Genomic DNA, 25,708 nt, shown 5'->3' on the forward strand with positions numbered 1-25,708 from the left:
TCTCAGACGTCGCGGGTCTTCAGGGCCAGCGCCCCGAGGCCGAGCAGCGCCAGCACCCACACCGCGAAGACCAGCAGACCCGGCCCGGCGTCCAGGTAGGCGGGGTTCTGGGTCACCAGCGTCGCGTTCTGGGCGGTGTTGCTGAACCAGAACTCCTGGAGGTGGTCCCCACCCCAGCTCTCCGGGATCGGCATGAGCAGCAGCGGCACCACGAAGATCGAGGCGACGATCGTGCAGATGCCGCCCGCGGAGTTGCGCAGCAGCGCCCCCACGCCCAGACCGGCCAGCGCGACGCCGACGAGCACCGCGACGTTGCCCAGCAGCGCCCGCAGCACACCGTCGTCGCCGATCGCGACGCCGAAGTCCCGCGTGTCCAGGACGGCCTGACCCAGGAAGAAGGCCAGGAACACCGCGACCCCCGTGACGACCGCGACGTTGACCGCCAGGACCAGCGCCTTGGCGGCCAGCACGCCCAGCCGGCCCGGCGCGGTGACGAACGACGTCCGGATCATGCCCGTGGAGAACTCACCGGCGATGACGATCACCCCGACCGCGGCGACGATCAGCGTGCCCAGCTGGGCGCCCGTCATGCTCGCCCCGACGGCGTCGACCCCGTTGGCCGCCATGGCCTGGGCACCTTCGACCGAGCTCAGCGCCGACCGGGTGGCCAGCGACACCAGCACGCCGATGCCGACGATCGCGACGAACGACACGACCATCGTCACGATCACGGAGCGCACGCTCCAGAACTTGATCCACTCCGACCGGAGCAGACCGCCGAACGTCACCCGACGCTCGACGGGACGGAACTGCTGCACCTCGAACGTGGTCGCGCTCATCGCGACACCTCCTGCCGCACACGGGGTTCGCTGTTGTCTCGACCGTCGGGAACGACCACCGGACCCTGCCCGGTGGAGCCGTGGGCCTGGTACTCCACGGCGCTGGCGGTCAGTTCCATGAACGCCTCCTCCAGCGAGGCCTTGACCGTGGTGAGCTCGTGCAGCGCGACCCCGCGGGCCGCCGCGGCGTCGCCGATCCGCTCGGCCGACAGGCCCCGGACGTCGAAGCTGCCGTCGTCCATCGCGGCGAGCGTCCCGCCCTCGAGCGCGACGAGTTCACGCAGCTGCTCGACCTGCGGGGACCGCACCGTGACCCCGCGCGGCTGGACGCGGTCGACGAACGCGCGGACGCTCTCGTCGGCGATGAGCCGGCCCTTGCCGATGACGACGAGGTGCTCGGCCGTCAGCGCCATCTCGCTCATGAGGTGGGAGGAGACGAACACCGCCCGGCCCTGCCCGGCCAGCTCCTTCATGAGGTTGCGGATCCACAGGATGCCGTCGGGGTCCAGGCCGTTGACGGGCTCGTCGAACATCACCGTCGCCGGGTCGCCGAGCAGCGCCGAGGCGATGCCGAGCCGCTGGCCCATGCCGAGGGAGAACCCGCCGGCGCGCTTGCGGGCGACCTCGCGCAGGCCGACGAGGTCGACGACCTCGTCCACGCGCGAGGCCGGGATGCCCGCCGTGGCGGCCATGGCCCGCAGGTGGTTGTGGGCGGAGCGGCCGGTGTGCACGGCCTTGGCGTCCAGCAGCGCCCCGACGGACGACAGCGGCGAGCGGTGCTCGGCGAACGGCTTGCCGTCCACCAGCACGTGCCCGGCGGTCGGGCGGTCGAGCCCGACGATCATCCGCATGGTGGTGGACTTGCCGGACCCGTTGGGCCCGAGGAACCCGGTGACGATGCCCGGGCGCACGGTGAAGCTGAGGTCGTGCACGGCGACCTTCTTGCCGTAGACCTTGCGCAGGCCGACCGCCTCGATCATGAGCAGCCCTTCGGGTGGGTGGGGAGGTCTGGTGAACGGACCCGATCCTCACGGGAGGTGACGACGGGCCGCATCCACCGATGGGCGCACCCGGGGACGACGAAGGGCCCGACCGCGCGAGGCGGTCGGGCCCTTCGGGAGTGGTGCGGGTGCGACGAAGGTCAGTGCGCGTCGTCGTACGCCTGGAGGACCTCGGCGGAGATGCGGCCCCGGTCCGAGACCGTGTAGCCGTTCTCGCGGGCCCAGGTGCGGACCTCACCGGTGTCGCGCTCGGGGCCGCCGGAGGAGGCCTTCGCCGCGGCCGGGCGGGCCGAGGACGCCTTGCGGGCCGAGGCGGAACGGCCACCGACGCGGCGGGCGTGGCCGACCCACGGGGCGAAGGCGTCCCGCAGCGCCGAGGCGTGCTCGTCGGACAGGTCGATCTCGTAGTTGACCCCGTCGAGGGAGAAGGTCAGCGTCTCCGTGGCGTCACCACCGTCGATGTCGTCGACGAGGAGGACCTGCACCTTCTGCGCCATGAGCGGGCACCCTTTCTCGGAAAAGAATTCACGACCGGCGCGGAGGCCGAACCGGTCGTCGCCCACTCTGGCGCATTCCACGGCAACGGGTCAAATCCGTCAGGAAAAGCAAAGACCCGTGTCGCGAAGTCCTTCAGGAAGGCGTGCCCGTCTCGTTCGCGCCACCGTTCGCCGGCTTCTTCCCGCCACGTTCTGCCCGCGCCTTCGCCGCGGCCGCCCGTTCACGACGGTCCGCGTGCAGGATCGAGCGCATCAGCAGCACGAAGAGCACGGCCAGCCCGGCCGAGGGCAGGAGCGCGGCGAGGTAGTCCACGCCTCCCAGGGTACGTCCGCCGCTCCCCTGCCCCGGAGACGCCTCAGCGGGGCTTGACCAGCGGGAACGTGATGGTCTCGCGGATGCCGAGGCCCGTCAGGGCCATCAGCAGGCGGTCGATGCCCATGCCCATGCCGCCCGTGGGGGGCATGCCGTACTCCTGGGCCTGCAGGAAGTCCTCGTCGATCCGCATGGCCTCGTCGTCGCCGAGGGCGCCCAGGCGCGCCTGCTCGACGAAGCGCTGCCGCTGCACGACGGGGTCGACCAGCTCGGAGTACCCGGTGGCCAGCTCGAATCCGCGCACGTACAGGTCCCACTTCTCCACCACACCCGGGACGGAGCGGTGCGCGCGCACCAGCGGAGAGGTCTCCACCGGGAAGTCGCGGACGAACGTGGGCGTTTCCAGGGAATCGGACAAACGGTGTTCCCAGAGTTCTTCGACGAGTTTGCCGTGCGTCCAGCGAACGGTGTCGACGGCGATTCCCAGGCGTTCGGCGACCGCGATGAGGTGTTCCCGGGAGGTTTCCGGGGTGATCTCCTCGCCGAGCGATTCCGACAAGGACGGGTACATGGAGATGGACTTCCACTCACCGCCGAGGTCGTACTCGGTGCCGTCGGCCCACGTCACCACGTGGGAGCCGAAGGCGGCCTGCGCGGCCTCCTGGACGATGGTCTGCGTGAGTTCGCCGATCGAGTCGTAGTCGCCCCACGCCTGGTAGGCCTCGAGCATCGCGAACTCCGGGGAGTGCGTGGAGTCGGCCCCCTCGTTCCGGAAGTTGCGGTTGATCTCGAAGACGCGCTCCATGCCGCCGACCACGAGCCGCTTGAGGAAGAGTTCAGGCGCGATGCGCAGGTACAGGTCGGTGTCGAACGCGTTCGAGTGCGTCACGAACGGACGCGCGCTCGCGCCGCCGTGCAGCGTCTGCAGCATGGGCGTCTCGACCTCGAGGAACCCGCGGTCCTCCAGCGTGCGGCGCACCGAGCGCACGACGTTCGAGCGGGCGCGCACGTTGGTACGGGCCGCTTCGCGCACGATGAGGTCGACGTACCGCTGCCGGACGCGGGTCTCCTCGGACAGTTCCTTGTGCAGGGTCGGCAACGGGCGCAACGCCTTCGAGGCCAGCTGCCAGGAGTCGGCGAGCACGGACAGTTCGCCGCGCCTGGAGGAGATCACCGCGCCGTGGACGAACACGACGTCACCGAGGTCGACGTCGGACTTCCACCGCGCCAGGGACTCCTCCCCCACACCGTCGCGCGAGACCATGGCCTGCAGACGGGTGCCGTCGCCCTCCTGCAGCGTCGCGAACACGAGTTTCCCGGTGCCGCGCAGGAACACGACGCGGCCGGTGACGCCGACCTGGTCGGTCGTCTCCTCGCCGGCGCCCAGGTGGGCGTACTGCTCGCGCAGCGCGGCCAGCGACGTGGTGCGCGGGACGGACACGGGGTACGCCTCGCCGCCCTCGGCGATGATCCGGTCGCGCTTGTCGCGGCGGACCCGGACCTGCTCGGGCAGGTCGTCGAACTCGTCCTCGGTCGGTTCGTCGGGGGTCACGGGCGTCTGTTCACTCACGCCCCCCAGGTTACGGGTGCGCGCTCACCCGACCGGGCGGCCGACGACCAGGGGGACGTTGTCGATCAGCCGCGTCGAACCCACCCGGGCCGCGACCGCCAGCAGCGCCTCGCCCTGGTGGTGCTCGCGCACGTCGGCCAGGTCGTGCGGGTCGACCAGGGCCAGGTAGTCCACCCGGGCCGCGGGTTCGGCCACCAGCACGTCCCGCGCCGCCCGGCGCACGGCGCTGGGCCCCTCGGGGGCCGCGGCCTCCCCGGCGCGCAGCGCCCGCTGCAGCACCAGGGCCACCTCGCGGTCGAAGGGCGTCAGGTACCTGTTGCGGCTCGACATCGCCAGGCCGTCCTCCTCGCGCACCGTCGGCACGGCGACGACCTCGACGGGGACGTCGAGGTCGCGGACCATGCGGCGCACCAGCAGCAGCTGCTGGGCGTCCTTCTGGCCGAAGAAGGCCAGGTCGGCGCGCGTCAGGTGGAACAGCTTGTTCACGACGGTGAGCACGCCGTCGAAGTGGCCGGGGCGGCTGGCGCCCTCGAGCACCGCACCCAGCGGGCCGGCGGCCACCCGGACGCCGGGGTCGCCGTCGGGGTAGACGACGTCGGGACCGGGGGCGAAGACGACGTCGGCACCGTGCTCGCGGGCCAGCCGCAGGTCGTCGTCGAGGGTGCGCGGGTAGCGCGCGAGGTCCTCGTTCGGGCCGAACTGCAGCGGGTTGAGGAAGATCGTCACCAGCACCGAGGCCGCGCGGCGCCGCGCCTCCTCGATGAGCCGGGCGTGCCCGGCGTGCAGCGCGCCCATCGTCATGACGACGCCGACGGGGCCCTCCAGGGCGTTGCGGGCGGTGGCCAGTTCGGCGCGGGTGCGGGCTACGACGAGGTCGCTGGGGCGGGTCACGGTTCTCCTGCGGTCAGTTCAGCGCGCACGGCGTCCGCCGCGCGCTCGGTCAGCCTGCCCGAGGCCCGGGCCCGGTCGACGGCGACCCCGGCGAGCTGGGCGTAGGTGGCGGCGGTGGCCGCGTCCTGGTGCCGCAGGACGCGCAGGTGGGTCGCGACGGTGCCGGCGTCCCCACGGGCGACCGGCCCGGTGAGGGCCTCGTCGCCGTCGGCCAGGGAGTTGTCCAGGGCCGCCTGCAGCAGCGGCCGCAGGACGCGCCCGGCGTCCTCCCCCACCGCGGCGCGCGCGGCGTCGAGGGCCTGGGCGACGAGCGTGACGAGGTGGTTGGCGCCGTGGGCCAGCGCCGCGTGGTACAGCGGGCGGTCGGCGTCGGCGACGACCACGGGGGCCGCGCCCCACTCGCGCACGAGGGCGTCGGCCACGGGGACCAGCACGGCCGGGCTCGTCACCGCGACGGCGGCGCCCAGCATCCGCTGCAGGTCCAGCGAGGTGCCGGTGAAGGTCATCGCCGGGTGCAGCGCCAGCGGCAGCGCGCCGCGCTGCGCCGCCGGGTCGAGCACCGACAACCCGTGCAGCCCGCAGGTGTGGACCACCAGCTGACCCGGGCGGACGTGCGGGGCCAGCTCGGCCACCAGCGGGCCCAGGACGTCGTCGGGCACGGCGAACAGGACGAGGTCGGCGGCGAACGCGGCCGCCGGTTCGATCCACGGCACGTCGGGCAGCAGCGCCTCGACGCGTTCGGTGTTGTGCCGGGTGCGGGCGGCGATGCCGGTGATCCGGTGCCCCGAGGCGCGCAACGCCGCCCCCAGCACCGGCCCGACCCGGCCGGCTCCGACGACCGCGACGTCGAGCCTGCCCGCGGAGTTCACGTCCCGAACACTAACCCGGGCTCCCGAACGCACGACGACCCGCTGGTGGTCGAGCACGACACGTCGGCCCGAACCGCACCCGAGCGCGGACCTGTCGTGCTCGACCACCAGCGGGTCGTCGTGCGCTCTCCAGCCTCAGTTCCCCAGGAGCGCGGCCTGCTCGGCGCGCAGGGCGTCGATCAGGCGGCCCTGCGGCAGGACCACGTCGTCGTAGGTGAGGACCTGGTCCTTGGCCACGTCGCGCTTGAGCACGCACCCCTCGGCGACACCCATGGGCAGCAGGTTCTGCGCCTTGGTCGCCGCGTACGTCTCGGCCACGCCGTAGGAGTCGTAGCCGCCGAGGCGGTCGATCTCCTTGCCGGCCTTCAGGTCGGTCTTGGCCGTGGTGACGACCTCGACCTTCACCTCGTCGCCGGGGACGATCGCGGCGTCGCCGAAGATCACCGCGCGGGCGACGGTCAGCGGCACCTCGAAGTGGCACAGGTGGTACGGCGTGTAGAACGAGTACAGCGGCCCGGTGCCGAGCTTGTACAGGTTCAGGTAGTGCTGCTGCTTGGGGTCGTCGTGCGTGCCGAGGACGTACACGCCCGGGCCCGGCTTGGCGCCCACGACGTAGTCGACGACGCCGCCGAGCTCCTTCAGCTGGTCCACGTCGTACGCCTGGGTCAGCTCGTCGACGTGGCCGCGGTGGTCGGCGCCGCGCATGCCGCGCTTCTCCACCGAGAACCCCGCCGCGTTGGCGACCAGGGCCTGCTCGAACGACACCTTGGTGCCGTCGGCGAAGCTGGTCACCATGTAGGGGTCCTGCCCCCACTGCCTGGCGAAACCCTCCTGGGTGGTGGGGTTGCGGTACTCGTCCTGCAGGCCCTTGATGTTCCCCGACACCAGCGGCGTGACGCCGATGGAGCGCACGAAGCGGATGAGGTTCATCTGCACGCCCGGCTGGTCGCCGTCGCAGCCGGTGTAGACCACACCGGCCTTCTCGGCGCGGGTGCGCAGCGCCAGGCCGGCGGTTCCGTCGACCTCGGCGTTGAGCAGGACGATGTGCTTGCCCTGCTCGATGGCCCGGACGACGACGTGCGCGCCGTACTCGGTGTTGCCGGTCGCCTCGACGACGGCCTCGACCTGGCCGGCGTCGACGACGGCCTCGTAGGAGGCCGACACGACGGGCCTGCCCTGCGCGATGGCCTTGTCGACCGCCGCGGCGGAGTCGGCCTCGACCACACCGGTGACCCCGGCCTGCTCGTAGGCGTCGACCGCCTTGGAGACGGTCCGGTTGGCGATGGCGACCAGTTCCATGCCGGGCACGGAGTTCACGACCTGGTTGACGAAACCGCGGCCCATGAAGCCCGCACCGACGAGCGCGACGCGGATCGGCCGGCCCTCGGCCTGGCGCTGCTGCAGCGCCTTGTCGACGATGATCAAGACAGTTCAGCCCCGTCCGCCAGCAGCGTCCAGCTCTTGTCCTTGTCGCTGATGACGGCCACGTCGCGGGCCCACGGCAGCGCCAGGTCCGGGTCGTCGTAGCGCAGGCCGCGCTCGGTGCCCGGGGTGTAGCTCTGGGACACCTGGTAGACGACCTCGGCGCCGTCGGTCAGCGTGAGGTAGCCGTGCGCGAAGTACTCCGGCACGTACAGCGCCTTGCGGTTCTCGGCGGTCAGCTCCACCGCGACGTGCTGGAACCGCGTGGGCGAGTCCGGCCGCAGGTCGACGATGACGTCCTGGATCGCACCGGCGGTGCAGCGCACCAGCTTGGCCTCGGGCGCGGGGTCGATCTGCGTGTGCATGCCGCGCAGCGTCCCGGCCTTGTGGTTGTACGACAGGTTGCACTGCTCGACGGCCGGGTTCAAGCCGGCCTCGAGGAACTCCTCGCGACAGAACGTGCGGGCGAAGAACCCGCGGTCGTCGGCCCGTTCCTCGAGCTCGACGATCGCGACGCCCTCGATGTGGGTCTGGGTGATCTTCACTTGGTGATCCCGGAGGTCGGCTGGACGCGCCAGAACAGCTCCTTGTCGAGCTGCTCGGTGCGGATGAGGTGCTCGAGCTGCTTGAGGCGGGTGTGCCCCCTGCCCTTGAACGTCGCCTCGTCCAGGTCGATCGCCTTGAACACGTCGACGAGCTGCTGGGCGCCCTTGTCGGCGTTCCAGTCGCAGCGGAAACCCTCGAGGGTGGAGTGGATCTTGTCGAAGTTCACCTTGTACGAGCGGTTGTCGCCGTTGCTCTCGCCGAAGGTGATCTCGGCCTCGGGCAGCGCGCGGCCGACGGCCTCGGCGATCTCGCGGACGCGGTAGACCTGCTCGGAGTCACCCACGTTGAAGATCTGGTTGTGGATGGCCTCGCGCGGTGCGTCCAGGACGGCGCGGATCGACTTGGCGATGTCCAGACCGTGCACCAGCGGACGCCAGGGCGAGCCGTCGGAGGTCATGGCGATCTTGCCGGTGGTGTACGCCAGGCCGGCGAGGTTGTTGAGCACGATGTCGAAGCGCTGGCGCGGCGAGGCGCCGTAGGCGGTCGCGTTGCGCATGAACACCGGCGAGAAGTCGTCGTCCGCGAGCGGGGCGACGTCGCGTTCGACGAGGGCCTTGCACTCGGCGTACGCGGTCTGCGGGTTCACGGCCGACGTCTCGTCGACGGTGTCCTCGGCCACGCCGTAGACCGAGCAGCTCGACATGTAGACGAAGCGCTGGACACCCGCCTGCTTGGCGATCTCGGCCAGGCGCACCGACCCCTTGTGGTTCACCACGTAGGTGACGTCCGGGATCAGCTCACCGAGCGGGTCGTTGGACAGCTCGGCCATGTGCACGACGGCGTCGGCGCCGGCGAGGTCCTCGACGGTGACGTGGCGGATGTCCTTGGCCAGCGTCTCGACCGAGGCCGTGACGCCGTTGTAGAGCCAGCCCTGCTTGTAGTAGCCGGTGTCGATGCCGAGCACCGAGTGGCCGGATTCGAGCAGGGTCGGGGCGAGCAGCGCGCCGAGGTAGCCCTCGGTGCCGGTGACGACGATCTTCATGGTGTTCTGGTCCCCCAGCCTCAGTCTTCCCAGGTCTTCCACGGAGCCTTGCCGGAGTCCCAGAGCTTGTTGAACTCGGTCCACTCGCGGAAGGTGTCCATGCCCAGCCAGTAGCCCTCGTGCTGGGAAACGGTCAGCTGGCCGTCGCGGGCGACGGTCTGCAGGGGCTTCTGCTCGAGCATCATGTCGGGGTCGTCCTCGAGGTACTTGTCCGCGAAGGCGCGCTCGAAGACGAAGAACCCGCCGTTGACCCAGCCGTCGGCCAGGGTCGGCTTCTCGTTGAACTCGGTGACGGTGTCGCCCGTGACGTGCATCTCGCCGTAGCGCGAGCTCGGGTGCACGGCGGTGACGGTGGCCAGCCGGCCACCGGCCTCGTGGTCGCGCAGGGTCTTGAGGATGTCGACGTCGCCGAGGCCGTCGCCGTAGGTCAGGACGAACTTGTCGGCGGTCAGGTGCTGCTCGACGCGCTTGATGCGGGCCGCGGTCGCGGTGGTCAGGCCGGTCTCGACGAAGGTGACGTCCCAGTCCTCCTGCACACCGTTGGTGTGGAAGGTCGGGGCCTCCTGCGAGGAGAGGTTCAGCGTGAAGTCGCCGGCGTTGATGCGGTAGTCGAGGAAGTAGCGCTTGATGAGGTCGCTCTTGTACCCCAGGCACAGCACGAACTTCCGGAACCCGTACGAGCTGTACAGCTTCATGATGTGCCAGAGGATCGGGCGACCGCCGATGTCCACCAGCGGCTTGGGCAGCTTCTCGCTGGCCTCGCGCAGTCGGGTACCCATGCCACCGCAGAGGATGACGACGGGGATCTCGGAGACGGGCGTTCCGCCCGACACGTTGGCAGTGGCCTCGGTCATCTCTTCCCTCACTCGAACCTGGTCGGTCGGATCTCGTCGACCCGGTCCCGCGACGGAGCCGGACCGGGATCACACGTGGGGGAACGCACCTTCCGGAACACGGGTGAGCACTCCGGTGACGATTCGAACCCCCCACGAATCCGAGCCACCGGGTCACCCCTCGAGGTGCTGCCGCGAGGCTACTACAGCGCCTCGAACACGGAGCGTGATTGAGGGCAGAGAGGGCGAAGACCACCCCCTCTGCCCTCAATCACCTACGAACAGCGATCAGTAGTTCACGCAACGCAGTCATCGCGGAGTCCCACGAGAACGACTGCGCGACGTCGGCCGCCGCGGAACCGAGTTTCGCCGACTGCTCCGGGTCGTCGAGCAGTTCGGCGAGGGCGCCGGCGAAGGCCGCAGCGCCGTCGGCCACCCGCAGGACCTCACGGTGCTCCTCGAGGCCCTCCAGGCCGAGGCTGGTCGTCACGACGGCCCGCCCGCGCGAGAGCGCCTCGACGAGTTTGATCTTCGTCCCGCCGCCGGAGAGCAGCGGCACCACGCAGACGTCGGCGCGCTCGTAGAAGGGGTCGACGGAACTGACGTCGGAGTGGAACTCCACCCCGGCGGGTTCACCGCCGGCGCGCGGGTGCGTACCGGCCAACCCGCGCCCGACGGCGAGGAACCGCGCCTGCGGAACCCGCTCGAGCACACCCGGCCAGACCTCGTCGAGGAACCAGCGCAGCGCGGCCTTGTTCGGCCCGTAGTCCATCGCCCCGACGAACAGCGCCGTCCGTCGTCCCGGGGGGACGGTGGGCACGTGCCCGGCGGAGGTGACCCCGTTCGGCACGAACGTGCTGGCGATGCCCCGCTCGGCGAGCACCTCCTGGTCGCGGCGGCTGCACGCGGTCACGTGCTGCGCACGCCTGGCGGTGGCGAACTCGAACCGGCGGAACCGGGCGACCTCGACCGCCAGCGCCCGGGCCGCCAGCGGCTGCTCGGTGCGCAGCCGGCGGGCGACGAGGTCGGACTCGATGTTGTGCAGGTCCAGGACGTCGATGCGCACACCGGCCGGCACGTTGACGGCCATCTGCGGGAAGTCGACGTGCACGACGTCGCGCTTGTGCACCTCGGCGGCCAGCAGGTCGTGGATCTGCGCCGAGAACCACTTCCCCGCGAACAGCGACCCCCGCAGGACCGCCCCCGGGGTCGGCTTCGGACCGTGCACCTCGTGCACCGTCACGTGGGACGGCAGGACGTCGCGCCAGCCCGGCCAGGCGTCGAAACCGACGACGTGCACCTGGTCGAACACCTGCGCGTAGGCGTCGATGACGGCCCGGATGCGCTGACGCCCTCCGGAGTCGGTGCTGGCGGGGAGCTGCTTGGCGACGACCCAGGCCGTGCGGCTCGAACTCACCTGGTGCGCTTCTTCCAGGCTCCGCTGCGCGAGCGGCCCAGCGCCCGCGGGATGGACAGGACGAAGACGACCGGCGGCATGCCGACGGCCTGGCCGAGGATCCGCAGCGGGGCCGTCGCCTTGCCCTGCAGCCGGTCCCCCGTGAGGTAGGCCGCGACCGAGACGGCCTCGGCCACGAGGAACGCCTGGCTGAACCGGCTCGCGGGACGAGCCAGGCACGCCGCCGTCAGGGCCAGCTGCGCGGTGGGGCCGAGCGTGGACCGCCACCCCTTGTGCATCGCGAAGTGCAGGAACTTGTCGTCCCCGGACAGGAACGAGCGCCGGAAACCCCAGAACAGCCGCAGCTGACCGCTCATGATCCGGACCCGGCGTTCCAGCTGGTCACCGCGCGGGGCGGAGGCCTCGACGGCCACGCACTCGGGCACGACCCCCACGTCCAGCCCGCGGCGGGCGAAGTCGAAGGCCAGGAAGAGGTCGTCGTTGAGCACCGACTTGGGGATCGGCCGGAACGACTCCCGGCGCAGCGCGACCGCCTCGCCGACCAGCGCCAGCGAGCCGCCCCGGCCGGCCTCCGTCTGCTTGATCCAGTTCTCGTAGCGCCAGTAGAGACCCTCGTCCTCGGCCCCGGACTCCTTGCGGACGCCGGAGGCCAGGTGCAGGTCCGTGGCGACCCGGTCGACGAGGGCTCGCAGGCCCTCCCCCGGCACGAAGGCGTTCGCGTCGAGCAGGACGACGATGTCCGCCTTGGAGTTCTTCACCCCCCGGTTGACCGCGGCGGCCTTCCCGGACCGCGTGGGCGACCAGTCGACGCGGCAGCCGAGCTCCTCGGCCACGGCGCGGGTCGCCTCGTCCTCGTCGACGACGATGGTGATGCGGTCGAGCGGCACGCCCTCGGCCACCAGCTGGGGGACGGTCTGCGCCAGGACGCCGGCCTCCCCGAACGCCGGGACCAGCACGTCGACGTCGTCCCAGGTCCAGCCGGCCTCACCGGGCGCGGGACGGGGCAGCCTGCGCGGCGCGAAGCGCTCGCTGGCCAGCAGGTAGAGCGGGTACATGACGTGACCCGCGAAGGACATGACGGTGAGAGCCCCCACCGCCGGACTCGGACGACGAAGATGCACGCGTTGAACCCCCCAGACAACCGTCCGGAGCGGCGACATCCACCGGCACCGAGCCGCTGGACCCCCCTCGCCACCCCCGTGACCCCCGCGTCGCTCGCGAGGTGATCGTGGCATTCTTGCAAGCGCGGGGGGCGGCAGGCAACAACCTGCCGCGTGTCAGACGGCTACATCGAGTGATGTTCTCCGTGATCCGACGGTTCGGTGGGCAATTCAATCACAGTGCGTTCGTGCAGGTCAGCACAGGGTTACTGACTTGCTGGAGCATCCTCGCCCGGACCCCACGAACCACCCGTTCGCCACACTCGGTCACCCTCGCGGGGTCCCCCGAGGGGTCCACACTGGTCTCCGGTGCGCACGGTGGGTCACGATGCCACCGGTGCCAGGAGCCCAGCCCGCCTCGGCGGCCCGGGCCACCGAGGAAGACCGAGAGGGGACGAGGCGGTTGTGCGCGTGGACGTGACGGACACCAGGGGCCAGCAGGAGGACGCCTCCCGGCCGGGCAGCGGTCGCGGGCCGCTGACCCACGACGTCGAGCTGGTGCTCGTCAGCTACCGCAGTGCCCACCAGATCCGTGCACTGCTGGAGAACCTGCCCGACGAACTCCCGGTGGCCGTCGTGGACAACGCCTCCGACGTCGACGGCCTGTCGCAGCTGCCCTCGCAGCGGCCCAACACCCGCTACGTCGACTCCGGCGGCGGCAAGGGTTTCGCCAAGGCCGCCAACGCCGGCGCCCGCACCTCCACCCACGAGTTCGTCGTGTTCGGCAACCCCGACTCCCGGCCCACCCTCGAGCACCTGCTCACCCTCGTCGACGACGTCGCCTCCGACCCGCGGCTGGCGGCGTCGGCAGCCACCATGGCCGGGGTGGACGGCCGGGTGGAACTCGGGGTCGGCGGCTGGGAACCCACCGCGCGGCGCGCCCTGGTGCACGCCGTCGGCCTGCACAAGCTGTTCCCGCGGGCCGGCCTGTACGCCAGGCCGGCACCGGGCGAACCGCTCGACGTCGACTGGACCACGGGAGCGTGCATGGCCGTTCGCCGCAGCACGTTCCTCGAACTCGGCTGCTTCGACGAGGACTTCTACGTCTACAACGAGGACATGGCGTTCGGTCGCAGCGCGCGGGCGGCCGGACTGAGCGAGAAGTTGCGGACCGACGTCATCGTCCCGCACGCCGCCGGGGGCTCCGGTGCCCCCAACCTGGAGATGCTGCGGCTGCGCGGCGCCGCGATGCGCCGCTACCTCGCCCGTCACCACGGCACGGCGACGGTGCGCGGCATCAGCTCCGTGCTCGCCGCCGGGTACGCGGTGCGGACGGTGCAGTGCCTGGCGCTGCGCCGCAACGACCGCGCCGACCAGCACTGGGCGTACGTCAAGGGCGTGACCACCGGCCGCGCCAGCGTCGCCGGCCGCGTGGTGATGGACAGGATCAAGTGACCGCCCGGTCCTGATCCGCGACCGACCCGGACGCGACGGCGCCCCCCGGCCAGGTGGGACCTGGCCGGGGGGCGCCGTGCTGCCGCTGCTACGAGGGACGGACCGCGGTCCGCTCGCGCCGCACGAGGATCAGAACAGGTCCCTGTACTTCGCGGCGGTGCTCGGCATGCGCACGCCCGAGCCGTAGATCAGCCAGCGCTTGCCGTCGATGTCGCAGTTGAACTGGATGTCGTACAGGACCTGGCCGGGGCCGGTGCCGGCGTTCTCCTTGAAGAACGCGTACATGCCCTCGACGTAGCCGGCGCCGTCACCGTTGTCCGCGTTGCCGGACCACTCCGAGACGCCGAACGGGATGCCCTGGCTCTTGGCGAAGGCGGCGTGCGCACGGATGCCCTTGGGAGCGCCGTAGCCGTCCTTGTCCCAGCTGGCGGCGTCGAACTGCGCCTTGGTCGCCGCGTACGGGTACTGGTTGTAGTAGTCGACCGTCAGGACGTCGACGTACTCCTTGCCGGGGAAGAACTTCGTCCAGTCCATGCCGGTGCCGTTGCTGTCGCGGTTGACGCTGAAGACGAGCTTGGCCTCGGGGAAGACCTCCTTCTGCAGCGCGCGGTAGCGCTTCCAGGAGGTCACGAAGTCCTTGTAGTTGCTGGTGTTGACCGACCAGGGGAACCAGTAGCCGTTCATCTCGTGCGCCAGACGGATGTACATGGTGCCCTGACGGTCGCCCCACTGGGACTTGAGCTTCTTCAGCGAGGCGCGCCAGCGGGCGTCGAACTGCCCGGACGCACCCTGCGCCCACGTCTCGCCACGGTCGATGCCGCCGACGGCCATGTCCATGTCGGTGTTCCAGCTGCCGTACTCGGCGCCCTTGTCCAACTGCCAGAAGTGCTGGTTGTTGGTGTTGTCGTTGGCCCAGCTGGCGGCGATCTCGACCGCGCTGCCGCGCCAGGAACCGAACTGGCCGTTGCCGACGCCGACACCGGAACTCCCGGACAGCCAGCCGGGGGTGGAGTCGTCGGGGTTCGCCGGGGCCGGGGTCGTCGGGGCCGGCGTGGTCGGGGCCGGCGTGGTCGGGGCCGGCGTGGTCGGGGCCGGCGTGGTCGGGGCCGGCGTGGTCGGGGCCGGGACCGTCGGGGTGGGGGTCGTCGGGCGCGGGGTCGGCGTCACGACGACGCCACCGGTCGAACCGCTCACGGACTGGACCTGGATGCCCTGGATGTTGCCGTTGTTCACGACGTGCTGGAAACCCAGGTCGATGCGGCCGTCCTTCACCTGGACGGTGAACGTCTTGTCCAGGCGGGTGTTCTTCCCGGCCTCGGCGAAGACGTCGAGGTTCTTCAGGACGGTCGCGCCCTCGGCCGTCACGGTCATGACCCGGGTGTTGGCCTTGCCGTAGTAGGTTTCGGCGAACTTCAGCGTGACCTCGTACTTGCCGTTAGGAACGTTCGCGCGCCAGGCCGACATGCCCCAGTGCTCGTTCTGGTAGAGGGCGTCGGAGTCGGTGCCCTTGATGTCGGCCTTGGTGACGTTGGAGACCTGGTAGCCACCGACGAAACCGGTGTCCTTGCTCCAGACGTTGCCGGAGGAGTCCTTGTAGTCGGCCTTGCCGGTGCCGACGCGGATCGTGGTGGTGGCGGCCTCGGCGTGGGGAGCGCTCGTGGCGGTGAAACCACCGGCGACGGTCGCGACGGCGACGGCGGACAGCAGGAACTTGGAAACCTTGCTCATGGGGTGGATCAACCTCGCTGTGGTCAGGGTGCCGTCCGCAGGAGGGGGGCGGAGGAACCGAGTTGGCCCGTTCGGGGTGACACAGGAGTCATCGGGGTGGATCCGGCACACCTTGAGCAGGAACTTCCGCAGAACCTGTAACGCGCCGCCACGGTGCAGCGATAGCTGTGCCCGCGCGTGATCACCGGGCCGGGAGGCCGCCCGAGCCTGGCTACGATCGGCGGGTGAGACTCCACGTCGTCTACCGCTCGCACGGTGGGGAGAACAGCAAGGGCCGACCGCCCTGGTACAGCAAGCGGGTCGGTCTGCAGTCGTTCTGCCGCGCCGTCGACCTGGTCCGCACCCAGCGGCCCGCCGCCGACACCGAGGTCGTCTTCCTCAACGACGGTCCCGTCCCGGCCGACCGGCTGGAGCTGATGCGCGCCTGGGGCGACCCGGTGACCATCGAGGGGGGCTCGAACCGGCGCAGCTACCTCACGGCGCTGGGTCTGCCCCGGCGCCGCGGCTGGGCGCCCGAGGACCTCCTGCTGCTGGCCGAGGACGACTACCTGTGGCGCCCGGAGGCCCTGGTCGCCCTCGTGGACGCCGCGGGCGAGCCCCGGCACGCCGCAGCCGCCTACTTCGCCCCCTACGGGCAGGACGTTCCCGACACCGGTCTGCCGGTGCGCTGGGAGCGGTTGGAGAGCACCACGAGCACCTTCGCCGTGCGGGTGGGCGCGGTGCTGCAGGACGAGCGGCTGCTGCGGCTGTGCGCGCTGTCGGGCGGCGACTTCGACTACGCCAGCTGCCTGACGCTGCAGGGCCGGCGCCGGTTCGCGCTGCGCGAGCTGGTCGAGCACCACGATCCCGCCCCCGGGACCCCGGCCTGGCGGAACGTCCTGCGGCGGGGCTACCTCCTGGGCATGCGCGCGGCCGTGGACGTGCGGTCGCTGCGGCGGCCCTCGCGCCGGCGCGTGCTGCTCGGCGCGCAGCCCGCGCTGGCGACCCACATGGAGGACGGCTGGATCGTCCCCGGGCCCTGGGAGCAGATCGCCGCGGGGTGAGCCCGGTGGGCCCGGAACGCACGGAGGGCCGGCACCCCCGCGGGTGCCGGCCCTCCGTACGTTCCGGGTGTCTCGATCAGGCGCGTCGCGCTCCGGTGACCGGCTGGTCCACCGGGGCCTGCACGACGGGGCGCGGACGCTGCTCGAGGCGGCCGCTCTCGCCGCCGGGGCTGGAGACGTCACCGACCACGACCTGCGCCAGGACGGCCGGGGCCGCGATGGACAGCTGGTTGACCGTCTTGCTGACGACCTCGGCGCGCGGGTCGGCCTCGACCTGGACCAGGACGGCGTCGACCTCACCGGCGACGGCGAAGGCCACCGGGCTGGAGACGACCGAGCCGCCGACGAAGATCACCAGGTAGCCGGACTCCACGAGGTGCCGGACCCCGGCCCCGACCGCGTGCGGCTGCAGCGAGCGCGCGTCCAGCGGCAGGACGCCGACGACGGCGCCGCCGCCGATGACCCAGGGACGGACCTCCTCGCTCCAGCGGTGCTCGGACAGCCGGTCCTCACGGGTGGGCCCGACCGGGGCGCCCATGCGCGCCAGCCGGCTGCCGTCCTCGTCGGCGTCGACCAGGACCACGCGGCGCCCGGCGCGGGCGGCCGAGGCGGCCAGGCCCGTGGCGAGGGCACCGGCGTGGCCCGACGCGGCGGTGACCAGCACGCTGCTGACCTCCAGCCGGGGGGTGCGCAGGTGGCCGAGGTGCTGCAGACCGACCAGCACGACGCCGGCGCTGCGGCTGGGCTCGCTGTGCGGGTCGGCGAGCTCGCGCTGCGAGGGCAGCGAGCCCCAGCGTGCGAGCTCGGCCACCCCGGCCAGCGGCGGCGCGGTGACGCGCTGCTTGAGGTGGGCGGCCCAGGCGACCGCACCGGCGGCGGCCAGCAGGCCGACGATGCCGGCGACCAGACCGATCTGCCACGGGTACGGCGGGGCCGAGGCGGTCGGGACGTCCGCGTCGTCGATGGAGGCGACCCCGGAGCCGTAGGTCGTGGCGGCGATGTTGATCTGCTGGACCTGGTCGGTGTCGCTGGAGTCCACGTTGGCCAGGGCCGCGTCGCGGGCCGTGGTCACCGAGGCCAGGGCCTGCGCCTGGTAGGCGTAGACGACGGCGTCGACGATGTCGGCGGCGTCCTGCGCGGAGTCGGCGCTGGCCGTCACGACGATCTGGTTGGTGTCGGTCTTCGCGGTCACGGTGAGCCCGTCGCGGAAGGTCTCGGCCTCGTCGGCCGGCACCTGCACGGTGCCGGTCCCGGCCGGGACCGGGGACAGCGCGGCGTCCAGGACGGCGCTGGAGCCGACCACCGCGGCCTGCAGGGACGCCCACTGGGTGGGGTCGCCGAGCTGCGCGGCGTTGTTGCCGGTCGCCGTCGGGTCGAAGGGTCGGTCCTTGCTCAAGGTGATCGTCGCCGTCGCGCTGTAGCTCGCCGGGATGAACGAGCCGGCTCCCGCGAACCCGGCCACCGCCATGAGCACGGCGACCACGAGCACCTTCCACCGGTGGCGGAAGACCGCCGCCCAGGTTCCCGAACCGTTGCGTCCGGGAACACCCCCTGCCGTTGCTGCCACGCTTCCTCCTGGTCCCCCCACTGGGCGGTACGCCCGCGGCAGCCGCCCGCAGCGGCCGTCCGGCGGTCATCCTCGCACCCGATCACCGGTACACGCTGTCCCTCGTCGAGCTCCTCCGTGTGCTTCAACCCACTCGGAGCAACCGGCCGTCACTCCGAATGGATGACGGCGTCACTCACAGCACTCGTTCGGCCTCTCGCCCGGCAGAACACGGCTCCGCCCCGGTCAGCGGCACCTACGATGTCACGCGAGGGACGGGCTCCACGGCGCCTCCCGGGGATCGTTCACACTTCTCCTACTCGGATCCGGGGGGACCCGCGTGGCCTCGACGTTCACGTCCAGCAGACCGGGGCACGAGCCGGCACCGGCCACGGGCGAGGGCAGCACCGTCGCCGACCGCAGGGTGCTCGCCGTGGTGACGGTGCTCATGCTGTCCATCACGCTCTTCCAGCGCTTCGCGATCCCGCTGGGCGGTGTGCAGCTGTCGCTGAGCGTGCTCGTGGCGCTGGCCGGGCTCGGGTACCTGCTGTACCACGGCGACGTCGTGGAGAACCGGGCCGCGACGCGCGTCTTCGTGCTGGCGATGGCGGCGTGCTTCCTGTGCGCCGGGATCGTGCTGTTCCAGACCGGCGTCGGCGGGATCACGTCGCTGATCTACCTCCCGATCATCTGGGTGGTCTTCGCCTTCACGCTCCACCCGGCCCGTCACCACCTCTACGAGCGGGTGCTCGCGCGGTTCGAGACGTTCATGCTGTTCTTCGCCGGCGTCGGGATCCTGCAGACCGCCGCCCAGGCCGCCGGTGCGTGGACCTACGTCGACGTGATCCTGCGCTACGTCCCCGAGCAGCTGCTGTTCCTCGGGTACAACACGAGCTACCCGATCGAGTACGGCTCCCCCATCATCAAGGCCAACGGCTTCGTCTTCCTCGAGCCGTCCATCTACGCCCAGTTCCTGGCGATGGCGCTGCTGTCGGTGCTGGTCCGTCGCGCCGCCTGGTGGCGGGTCGTGCTGATCGGCGTCGCGCTGGTCTGCACCATCTCCGGCACGGGGCTGCTGTTCGCGGCCTTCGGCGTGCTGCTGCTGATGCTGCGCCGCGGGGGGCGCTGGACGGCGCGCATCGTCGTCGCGGTGGTCATCGCGGTGCCCGTCGCCCTGGCCACGCCGTTCGGCGCGATCATCGCCGAACGCGCCGGCGAGACGTCCAACACCAACTCCAGCGGCAGCCTGCGCTTCGTGCAGCCCTACCAGCGGATCCTGGACACCTGGGGCGAGAACCCGCTGTCGGTCCTCCTCGGGGACGGCGCGGGCCGGGCCGACGCCCTGGCCGCGCAGATCTTCGAGAGCACGGGACTGCCCATCAACTTCTCCGGCCTGGCCAAGGTGATCTTCGAGTACGGCGTCCCCGCGGCGATCCTGTTCTGCACCTTCGTCGGGCTCGCCCTCGTGCGGCGGGCTCCCTCGCCCACCCTGGCGTGGGCCGGCGTCTTCGCCAACGCCTTCCTCACCGGCGCGCTCCTGCAACCGCAGGTCCTCTACCTGCTGGTCCCCCTGGTGTCCCTGTTCGTCGGGCACGACTTCGAGAAGCGTCTGGACGCCGACCGCCACGCCCTCGCCGCGACGGCCGGGCACGATCCCGCCCCCTCGCCCGGACGGCAGCAGGCCCCGGTCACCCTGCCGCCCGCCTCCCCCAACGGACTGCTCGGCTGATCGTTCCGGCCGACCCGCCACCGCCGTCGTGCGGCGGCAGCGCAGGCACGACGTCCCGGCCGACCGTCGCTGGTGCGGATCGGGGCGGAGGAGGCGCGACGTCGCTCCGGCGGGTGCGTGACGTACCTCGAGGGGGCCGGTCGCACGGTTCCCGCCGCACCGTGGGTGCGGTCGTGGGTGCGGCGCGGCGGGGGTGATCACGACGTCTGCGCCGCACCCGTGGCCGTTCCGACGTGAGACCGGGCACGGGTGCGGTTCGAGCGCGCGTGCCGTGCCGTCCGGCGACGCGCACGCCGAGGCCTTCGGATGCCGAGCCGGTCCTGCCCGGCCGCACGACGGCGATCAGCCGATCGGGGTCGGCTCCACGTTCTCCGCCGGCGGCGCCACCGGCCGGCGGACGTGACGCACCATCGCGACGTACCACCAGGGCGCGGTGAGCCAGAAGGCTCCCGCCATCCCCCACGCCGTCCCGACCGCGCCGAACAGGACCGCCCCCGCCGTCGACAGGCCGATGAGCAGCACCGCGTAGACGGCGTGCAGCCGCATCGTCACCTTGGCGCCCTCGTTGGCGTAGAGCACCGCAGCCGGCCCGACCGACAACGCGGACCCGGCCTGCCCGACGATGATCGGGATGAGCACCTCCTTGGTGCCCGCCCACGAGTCGCCCAGCAACCACAGGCCGACACCGTCGGGCAGCAGCAGGAACAGCGAGCCCCACACGACGCCCGTCACCACGATCAGACCGGAGATGACCAGGGCCGCGACGCTCCAGCCGCGGCGCGTCGTGCGGTCGCGGCGCCGGGCCAGTTCGGGGATCGCGAACGTCATGAGCCCGGTGGACAGGATGGTCGCCGGGACGGTGAGCATGTTGGCGCCGCGCAGCGCGCCGGCGGCGACGGTGCCGGCGACACCCGCGACGACGAGGACGGCGATCTGCGCCCCGGACTGCAGGAGCACGTACTCCGGCACCAGGTAGCGCGTCAGCGAGAACTGCTCGCGCAGCCAGCCCAGCGCCAGCCCCGGACGCGGCCGGGTCCGCATGGCGCCCAGGCCCACGAAGGAGGCCGCGAGCGCCGCGCCGCCCCAGGCCAGGACGTAGGCGGGCACCGAGTGCACGCCTGCGGTGAACAGCACGACGACGGCGGTCAGCTGCAGCACGCCCCAGGTGGCGTCGAGCAGGCACGCCGCGGCGGGCCGCAGGCGTGCGAACAGCACCTGGCGCCAGGCGTCCTGCATGAGCAGGCCGGGCACGATGAGCCCGAGGGCGATCAGGGAGTGCGCCAGGACGGTGGGGAAGGGGACCAGGAGCCCGGCGAGGACCAGGACCAGCCCGAGCAGGAGGCTGCCGACGAGCGTCAGACCGGTCGAGCCCGCCGTCACCCGGCCGAACTCGCGGTCGTCCGCGGCGGCGAAGCGCATGCCGATCGGCGAGGTGGACAGCGCGCGGAAGAAGCCCGTGGCCACCGAGAAGATCGAGAAGACGATGGCGAAGGTGCCGAAGTCGTCCTCGCTGACCGACTTGGCGATGACGATCTGCACCAGGAAGTTGTTGGCGCTGGAGATCAGCTGGTCGCCGATGTTCCAGACCCCACGGGTCATGCCCGCGCTGCGCACCTTGGCGAGCAAGCCCACCGGTCGTTCTCCCCTCGATCCGTCGGCTCCGGACACCGACGCCCCCCCGGCCCCGACCGTACCCCGCCTCAGGAGTCGGCCGGGACCACGTCACCCGAAGCGCCGAAGCGGTCCAGGAAGGCCGCGGACCCTTCCGGCGCGTCGGCCAGCGTCATGCCCACGCCGCCCTCGGGAACGTTGAAGTAGGCCTGGTAGCGCAGGTTGGCGCTGGCCATGACGTCGGCCATCTGGTTGATGAACTCGGGGCTGTCCCCGCCGCCCTGGCTCTCCCCCTCGGCGACCATGGCCCACTCGGGGAAGCTCACGGGCTTGTCGTGCGCCTCGGCGAAGGCCACCACCGCGGAGATGCTGTTGACCTTCTCGTCCTTGGCCTGCCAGCGGGCGCTGGGGTCGATGGGCGAGATGTAGGAGTCGTAGACGTCGATGCCGATGATGTCGACGTAGTCGTCACCGGGGTACATCTCCTCGATGGAGACCGAGTTCTGCGGGCCCTCGGCGATGTTGAAGTCGATCTCGAAGTCCGACCCCTCGACCTCGATGGCCATGACGATGCGGCGGAAGTACTCCTTCCACTGCTCGCGCTGGTCGGCGTCCTCCCCGATGTAGTGGGTCTCGTACCACTTGCCGTTGAGCTCCCAGCCGATCCGCAGGATCGAGGAGCCCAGCCCGGCGTCGACGAGGTTCTGGCCGAACGTCTTCCAGTGCTCGTCGTACTCCCCGGCGGCGCCACGCTCGCGCCAGTCCGACGGCGGGTCCTTGGGAACCATGGCGGTGGAGATCACGAGGGTGTGGTTGTCGGGGTCGTCCTTCACCCACTGCGCCCAGTCCTGGCCCTCGGGGGCGTCGATGGCGAACCACGGCCCCTCGATGGCCTTCCAGTCCGTCTCGGCGCCGAAGACGACGACGCAGTCCAGGGGCCGCCCGAGGTACTCCTCGAACTCCTGCGCGACGGAGACGGTGTGCGTCTGGACACCGATCCACTTGGTGTCCAGCTCGGCGGCGGGCACGTGCTCGCGCGGGGCCCACTCCGCCGGTGGCGACGTCGTCTCGATCGGGTCGTCGTCGCGGGTGGCCAGGTAGGCCCCCCCGCCGGCCGCGGCGAGCGCCAGGACGCCGATGCCGGCCCCGATGACCTTGCGGCGCCCGTGCTTGCGCGGTTCCGGCGATCCGCCGGTCGCGGGACTCTCCCGGTGCGTCGTGTCCACCACTGCGCGGCTCCGCCTTCCCCCTCGGACAGGCGTCGACCCCGACCCCCGTCACCGTCGACCGCACCGCCCCCCGGCCATGCGTGCACCCGATGGGCGCTGGGTCGACTGTAGGCGAGTCGGCGCAACGTTGACGTCACGTGAGAGTGCTCGTTCACGCAATCTTCGACCACTCGGGGGTACGTGATCACCGACGGTAGTTCGGCCTCGACGAGTGGTGACGTGATGGGAGCCCGGGCCGAGTCGGCGTCGTGATCGTAGGCTGCGGGGCGTGGGTCGGTTCGAGAACGTCGCGGCGCTCGCCGGGATCGCGCAGGGGTCGGTCGCCCTCGACCTGGCCTGCGGCAGCGGCCGGACGACGCGTGCCCTGCTGGCCTCCGGTCCCCGGCTGGTGCACGCCGTCGACGTGGGCTCGACCCTCGACGACGACCTGCTCCTGGACTCCCGGGTGCGCGCCCACATCGCCGAGCTCGACAGCATCCCGCTGGCCGACGACAGCGTCGACGCGGCCGTCTCCCTCAACGCCGTCGAGCACCTGGCCGACGTCGGGGCGCACCTGCACGAGGTGCACCGGGTCCTGCGGCCCGGCGGGACGGCCGTGCTGGCCCACTCCGACTGGGACACCGCGTTGTTCACCAGCGACGACGACGAGCTGACCCGGGAACTGCTCGACCGGTTCGTGGCGCACGTGCCCGCCGCCGGGGCCCGGACGGACGGCTTCGCCGGCCGCAAGCTGCTGCGGCACGCGGCCTCCAGCCCCTTCACCGTGGAGTCGGTGCACTCCTGGGCCGACCCGCACCGCCGCTTCGACGAGGACTCCATCGCCTGGAAGGTGGCCACCGGGATCCTCGCCGCCGCCGGCGAGGACCCTGCCCTGGCCCCGCGGGCGGCGGGCTGGGTCGAGGGGTTGCGCCGCGCGGCGCGCGCCGGGACCTTCCTGTTCGCGGTGACCGACGTCGCGGTGGTGCTGCGCAAGGGCTGAGCGGGGTCGGTGTCGGCGCGCGGTGACCCCGCACGCGATGACCGCGCACGCGGTGACAGCGCGCTCGAACCCGCGCTCGAACCCGCGCCCGGACCCGCGCTCGAACCCGCGCCCGGACCCGCAGCCGGCCTCCGGTGGCGGAACCGGCGCGCCTGGCTCACCGTTGGAACCTCACGGACGGCGACACGGGAGGAACGACGTGGCAGGGCTGGTCGGCAAGGTGGGCGCCTTCTTGAAGTCCCCCGAGGGCAAGCGGTTGACCCAGCAGGTCCAGCGTGCGGCCAAGGACCCCGCGACCCGCAGGAAGCTCACCGACGCGGTGGCGCAGTTCCGCGGGAAGGGCCGCGCACGCTGAACGGGTGAGCGCATCCCCCGCGCCGGGGAGGCTGCGGCACGGGGCAACCCTGACGCGGGGTTAGAGTCCCTGGGTGCCCACCGCCCTTCCCGTGACCGGTGCTGCCCTGCGCCGGCGGCCGGCGTGGCTGTCGTCGTGGCGGGTCCTGCGCACCGAGGTCCTGGCCGGTCTCGTCGTCGCGCTGGCCCTGGTCCCGGAGGCGATCTCCTTCTCGATCGTCGCCGGCGTCGACCCCCGCATCGGTCTGATCTCCTCCTTCGTCATGGGCGTCACGACGTCGATCGTGGGCGGCCGGCCCGCGATGATCTCGGCCGCCACCGGCGCCGTCGCCCTCGTCGTGGCCCCGCTCTCGCACAGCCACGGCGTCGGCTACCTCATCGCCGCGATCCTGCTGGCGGGCGTGCTGCAGATCGCCCTGGGCCTGCTCGGCGTCGCCCGCCTCATGCGGTTCGTCCCGCGCAGCGTCACCACGGGCTTCGTCAACGCCCTGGCCATCTCGATCTTCCTGGCCCAGCTGCCGAACCTGCGCGACGCGGGCGTCGCCGGGTACGCGGTGCTGGTCGTCGGGCTGGCGCTGCTCGTGCTCGTCCCGCGGGTGGTGAGGTCGATCCCGGCGCCGCTGATCACCGTCGCGGTGCTGACCGTGGTCACGGTCGTCGCCCACGTCGACGTCCGGACGGTCGGTGACGACGGCGCGCTGCCGAACACCCTGCCCTCGCTCGGGTTGCCGGACGTGCCGCTGACCCTGGAGACGCTGCGCACGATCCTGCCGTTCTCGGTCGGGGTGGCCCTGGTGGGGCTCATGGAGTCGCTCATGACGGCCCAGCTCGTCGACGAGCTGACCGACACCCGGTCCTCGAAGACGCGCGAGTGCGTCGGCCAGGGCACGGCGCAGATCGTCACCGGGCTGTTCGGTGGCATGGGCGGGTGCGCCGTCATCGGCCAGACCATGATCAACGTGAAGGTCTCCGGCGCCCGCACCCGGCTGTCGACGTTCCTGGCCGGCGCGTTCCTGCTGCTGCTCGTCGTCGGGGCCGGTGACGTCGTGGCGCAGATCCCGATGGCCGCGCTCGTGGCCGTCATGTTCCTCGTCTGCTACGGCGCCTTCGACTGGCACAGCGTGCGCCCGGCGACGCTGAAGGCCATGCCGCGCAGCGAGACCGCGGTCATGGTCGTGACCGTCGTCATCGTGCTGCTGACCCACAACCTGGCCTACGGCGTCCTCGGGGGGACGCTGCTGGCGTGCGTGCTGTTCGCCCGCCGGGTCGCGCACCTGGTGGAGGTCCGCACGACCACCCCGGGCACGTACACCGTGCACGGCCAGGTGTTCTTCGCCTCTTCCGGCGACCTGGTGACGCAGTTCGACTACGCCGGCGACCCCGCGCGCGTGACGATCGACTTCACCGACGCGCACGTGTGGGACGCCAGCTCGATCGCGGCGCTGGACGCGGTGACCCGCAAGTACGCCGAGCACGGCAAGGAGGCCGCCGTCGTGGGGATGAACGCCTGGACCGCCGCGCTGCACGACCGGCTCGCGGGCCGCGTCACCGCCGCCGACTGACCCCACCCCGGGGGGGGGGGGGGGGGGGGGGGGGGGGGGGGGGGGGGGGGGGGGGGGGGGGGGGGGGGGGGGGGGGGGGGGGGGGGGGGGGGGGGGGGGGGGGGGGGGGGGGGGGGGGGGGGGGGGGGGGGG

At 71.9% G+C, this 25,708-nt stretch carries 23 protein-coding genes; 6 read left to right on the top strand and 17 right to left on the bottom strand.

The window, feature by feature from the left end:
• Positions 1-2 precede the first annotated feature (2 nt).
• The 13 genes from ACRYR2_RS12385 to ACRYR2_RS12445 all read right to left on the bottom strand — a co-directional run bounded on the left by ACRYR2_RS12385 (position 3) and on the right by ACRYR2_RS12445 (position 12,334).
• Positions 3-839 (bottom strand): ABC-2 transporter permease, encoded by an 837-nt coding sequence (locus ACRYR2_RS12385; protein ID WP_432563164.1) that lies wholly within the window; start codon positions 837-839, stop codon positions 3-5.
• Positions 836-1,819: an ATP-binding cassette domain-containing protein gene (locus tag ACRYR2_RS12390; RefSeq protein WP_432563165.1), complete on the bottom strand. Its 984-nt coding sequence runs from the start codon at positions 1,817-1,819 to the stop codon at positions 836-838. The genes ACRYR2_RS12385 and ACRYR2_RS12390 overlap by 4 nt, the downstream gene beginning before the upstream one ends.
• A 161-nt stretch (positions 1,820-1,980) precedes the next feature.
• Positions 1,981-2,337 (bottom strand): histone-like nucleoid-structuring protein Lsr2, encoded by a 357-nt coding sequence (locus tag ACRYR2_RS12395; protein ID WP_432563166.1) that lies wholly within the window; start codon positions 2,335-2,337, stop codon positions 1,981-1,983.
• Positions 2,338-2,470: 133 nt separating this feature from the next.
• On the bottom strand, positions 2,471-2,650 hold the full coding sequence (locus ACRYR2_RS12400) for a hypothetical protein (RefSeq protein ID WP_432563167.1): 180 nt from the start codon (positions 2,648-2,650) through the stop codon (positions 2,471-2,473).
• Between the two features lie 43 nt (positions 2,651-2,693).
• Positions 2,694-4,220, bottom strand: a complete 1,527-nt coding sequence (lysS, locus tag ACRYR2_RS12405; RefSeq protein ID WP_432563168.1) for a lysine--tRNA ligase — start codon at positions 4,218-4,220, stop codon at positions 2,694-2,696.
• Between the two features lie 24 nt (positions 4,221-4,244).
• Positions 4,245-5,111: a pantoate--beta-alanine ligase gene (panC, locus tag ACRYR2_RS12410; protein ID WP_432563169.1), complete on the bottom strand. Its 867-nt coding sequence runs from the start codon at positions 5,109-5,111 to the stop codon at positions 4,245-4,247.
• Positions 5,108-5,980 (bottom strand): Rossmann-like and DUF2520 domain-containing protein, encoded by an 873-nt coding sequence (locus ACRYR2_RS12415; protein ID WP_432563170.1) that lies wholly within the window; start codon positions 5,978-5,980, stop codon positions 5,108-5,110. The genes panC and ACRYR2_RS12415 overlap by 4 nt, the downstream gene beginning before the upstream one ends.
• Positions 5,981-6,115: 135 nt before the next feature.
• Positions 6,116-7,405, bottom strand: coding sequence for an NAD(P)H-dependent oxidoreductase (locus ACRYR2_RS12420; protein ID WP_432563171.1), 1,290 nt, complete (start codon positions 7,403-7,405; stop codon positions 6,116-6,118).
• On the bottom strand, positions 7,402-7,947 hold the full coding sequence (rfbC, locus tag ACRYR2_RS12425) for a dTDP-4-dehydrorhamnose 3,5-epimerase (RefSeq protein ID WP_432563172.1): 546 nt from the start codon (positions 7,945-7,947) through the stop codon (positions 7,402-7,404). Before rfbC ends, ACRYR2_RS12420 begins: the two co-directional genes overlap by 4 nt.
• Positions 7,944-8,990 (bottom strand): NAD-dependent epimerase/dehydratase family protein, encoded by a 1,047-nt coding sequence (locus tag ACRYR2_RS12430; RefSeq protein WP_432563173.1) that lies wholly within the window; start codon positions 8,988-8,990, stop codon positions 7,944-7,946. The genes rfbC and ACRYR2_RS12430 overlap by 4 nt, the downstream gene beginning before the upstream one ends.
• A gap of 20 nt (positions 8,991-9,010) precedes the next feature.
• Positions 9,011-9,844 carry a glucose-1-phosphate cytidylyltransferase gene (locus ACRYR2_RS12435; RefSeq protein ID WP_432563174.1) on the bottom strand — a complete coding sequence of 278 codons (834 nt, stop codon included), beginning with the start codon at positions 9,842-9,844 and terminating at the stop codon, positions 9,011-9,013.
• A gap of 250 nt (positions 9,845-10,094) precedes the next feature.
• Positions 10,095-11,240, bottom strand: a complete 1,146-nt coding sequence (locus ACRYR2_RS12440; RefSeq protein ID WP_432563175.1) for a glycosyltransferase family 4 protein — start codon at positions 11,238-11,240, stop codon at positions 10,095-10,097.
• Complete coding sequence (locus tag ACRYR2_RS12445) at positions 11,237-12,334, bottom strand: glycosyltransferase (RefSeq protein ID WP_432563176.1); 1,098 nt, start codon at positions 12,332-12,334, stop codon at positions 11,237-11,239. Before ACRYR2_RS12445 ends, ACRYR2_RS12440 begins: the two co-directional genes overlap by 4 nt.
• A 483-nt stretch (positions 12,335-12,817) precedes the next feature.
• Here ACRYR2_RS12445 and ACRYR2_RS12450 point away from each other — a divergent pair, with 483 nt between their 5' ends.
• Positions 12,818-13,795: a glycosyltransferase family 2 protein gene (locus ACRYR2_RS12450; protein WP_432563177.1), complete on the top strand. Its 978-nt coding sequence runs from the start codon at positions 12,818-12,820 to the stop codon at positions 13,793-13,795.
• Between the two features lie 129 nt (positions 13,796-13,924).
• On the opposite strand, the gene ACRYR2_RS12455 is transcribed toward ACRYR2_RS12450, so the two are convergent.
• Positions 13,925-15,523, bottom strand: coding sequence for a malectin domain-containing carbohydrate-binding protein (locus tag ACRYR2_RS12455; protein WP_432563178.1), 1,599 nt, complete (start codon positions 15,521-15,523; stop codon positions 13,925-13,927).
• A gap of 224 nt (positions 15,524-15,747) precedes the next feature.
• Here ACRYR2_RS12455 and ACRYR2_RS12460 point away from each other — a divergent pair, with 224 nt between their 5' ends.
• Positions 15,748-16,566, top strand: coding sequence for a hypothetical protein (locus ACRYR2_RS12460; protein WP_432563179.1), 819 nt, complete (start codon positions 15,748-15,750; stop codon positions 16,564-16,566).
• Between the two features lie 76 nt (positions 16,567-16,642).
• Here ACRYR2_RS12460 and ACRYR2_RS12465 read toward each other — a convergent pair whose 3' ends face one another.
• Positions 16,643-18,133: a GumC domain-containing protein gene (locus ACRYR2_RS12465; RefSeq protein WP_432563180.1), complete on the bottom strand. Its 1,491-nt coding sequence runs from the start codon at positions 18,131-18,133 to the stop codon at positions 16,643-16,645.
• Positions 18,134-18,452: 319 nt separating this feature from the next.
• Here ACRYR2_RS12465 and ACRYR2_RS12470 point away from each other — a divergent pair, with 319 nt between their 5' ends.
• Positions 18,453-19,841: a hypothetical protein gene (locus ACRYR2_RS12470; RefSeq protein ID WP_432563181.1), complete on the top strand. Its 1,389-nt coding sequence runs from the start codon at positions 18,453-18,455 to the stop codon at positions 19,839-19,841.
• Positions 19,842-20,183: 342 nt separating this feature from the next.
• Here ACRYR2_RS12470 and ACRYR2_RS12475 read toward each other — a convergent pair whose 3' ends face one another.
• Positions 20,184-21,473 carry an MATE family efflux transporter gene (locus ACRYR2_RS12475; protein ID WP_432563182.1) on the bottom strand — a complete coding sequence of 430 codons (1,290 nt, stop codon included), beginning with the start codon at positions 21,471-21,473 and terminating at the stop codon, positions 20,184-20,186.
• 68 nt (positions 21,474-21,541) lie between these two features.
• Positions 21,542-22,678, bottom strand: a complete 1,137-nt coding sequence (locus ACRYR2_RS12480; protein WP_432563183.1) for a glycosyl hydrolase — start codon at positions 22,676-22,678, stop codon at positions 21,542-21,544.
• Between the two features lie 271 nt (positions 22,679-22,949).
• On the opposite strand from ACRYR2_RS12480, the gene ACRYR2_RS12485 reads away from it, so the two are divergent.
• From ACRYR2_RS12485 to ACRYR2_RS12495, 3 genes are all read left to right on the top strand, one after another.
• Entirely contained in the window at positions 22,950-23,660 is a 711-nt protein-coding gene (locus tag ACRYR2_RS12485; protein WP_432563184.1) for a methyltransferase domain-containing protein, read from the top strand.
• Between the two features lie 199 nt (positions 23,661-23,859).
• Positions 23,860-24,015 carry a hypothetical protein gene (locus tag ACRYR2_RS12490; protein WP_432563185.1) on the top strand — a complete coding sequence of 52 codons (156 nt, stop codon included), beginning with the start codon at positions 23,860-23,862 and terminating at the stop codon, positions 24,013-24,015.
• Positions 24,016-24,088: 73 nt separating this feature from the next.
• Positions 24,089-25,576, top strand: coding sequence for a SulP family inorganic anion transporter (locus tag ACRYR2_RS12495; protein WP_432563186.1), 1,488 nt, complete (start codon positions 24,089-24,091; stop codon positions 25,574-25,576).
• Positions 25,577-25,708: the final 132 nt, after the last annotated feature.

Origin of the sequence: Kineococcus deserti (genome assembly GCF_050871945.1) — a bacterium.
Taxonomy (GTDB): domain Bacteria; phylum Actinomycetota; class Actinomycetes; order Actinomycetales; family Kineococcaceae; genus Kineococcus.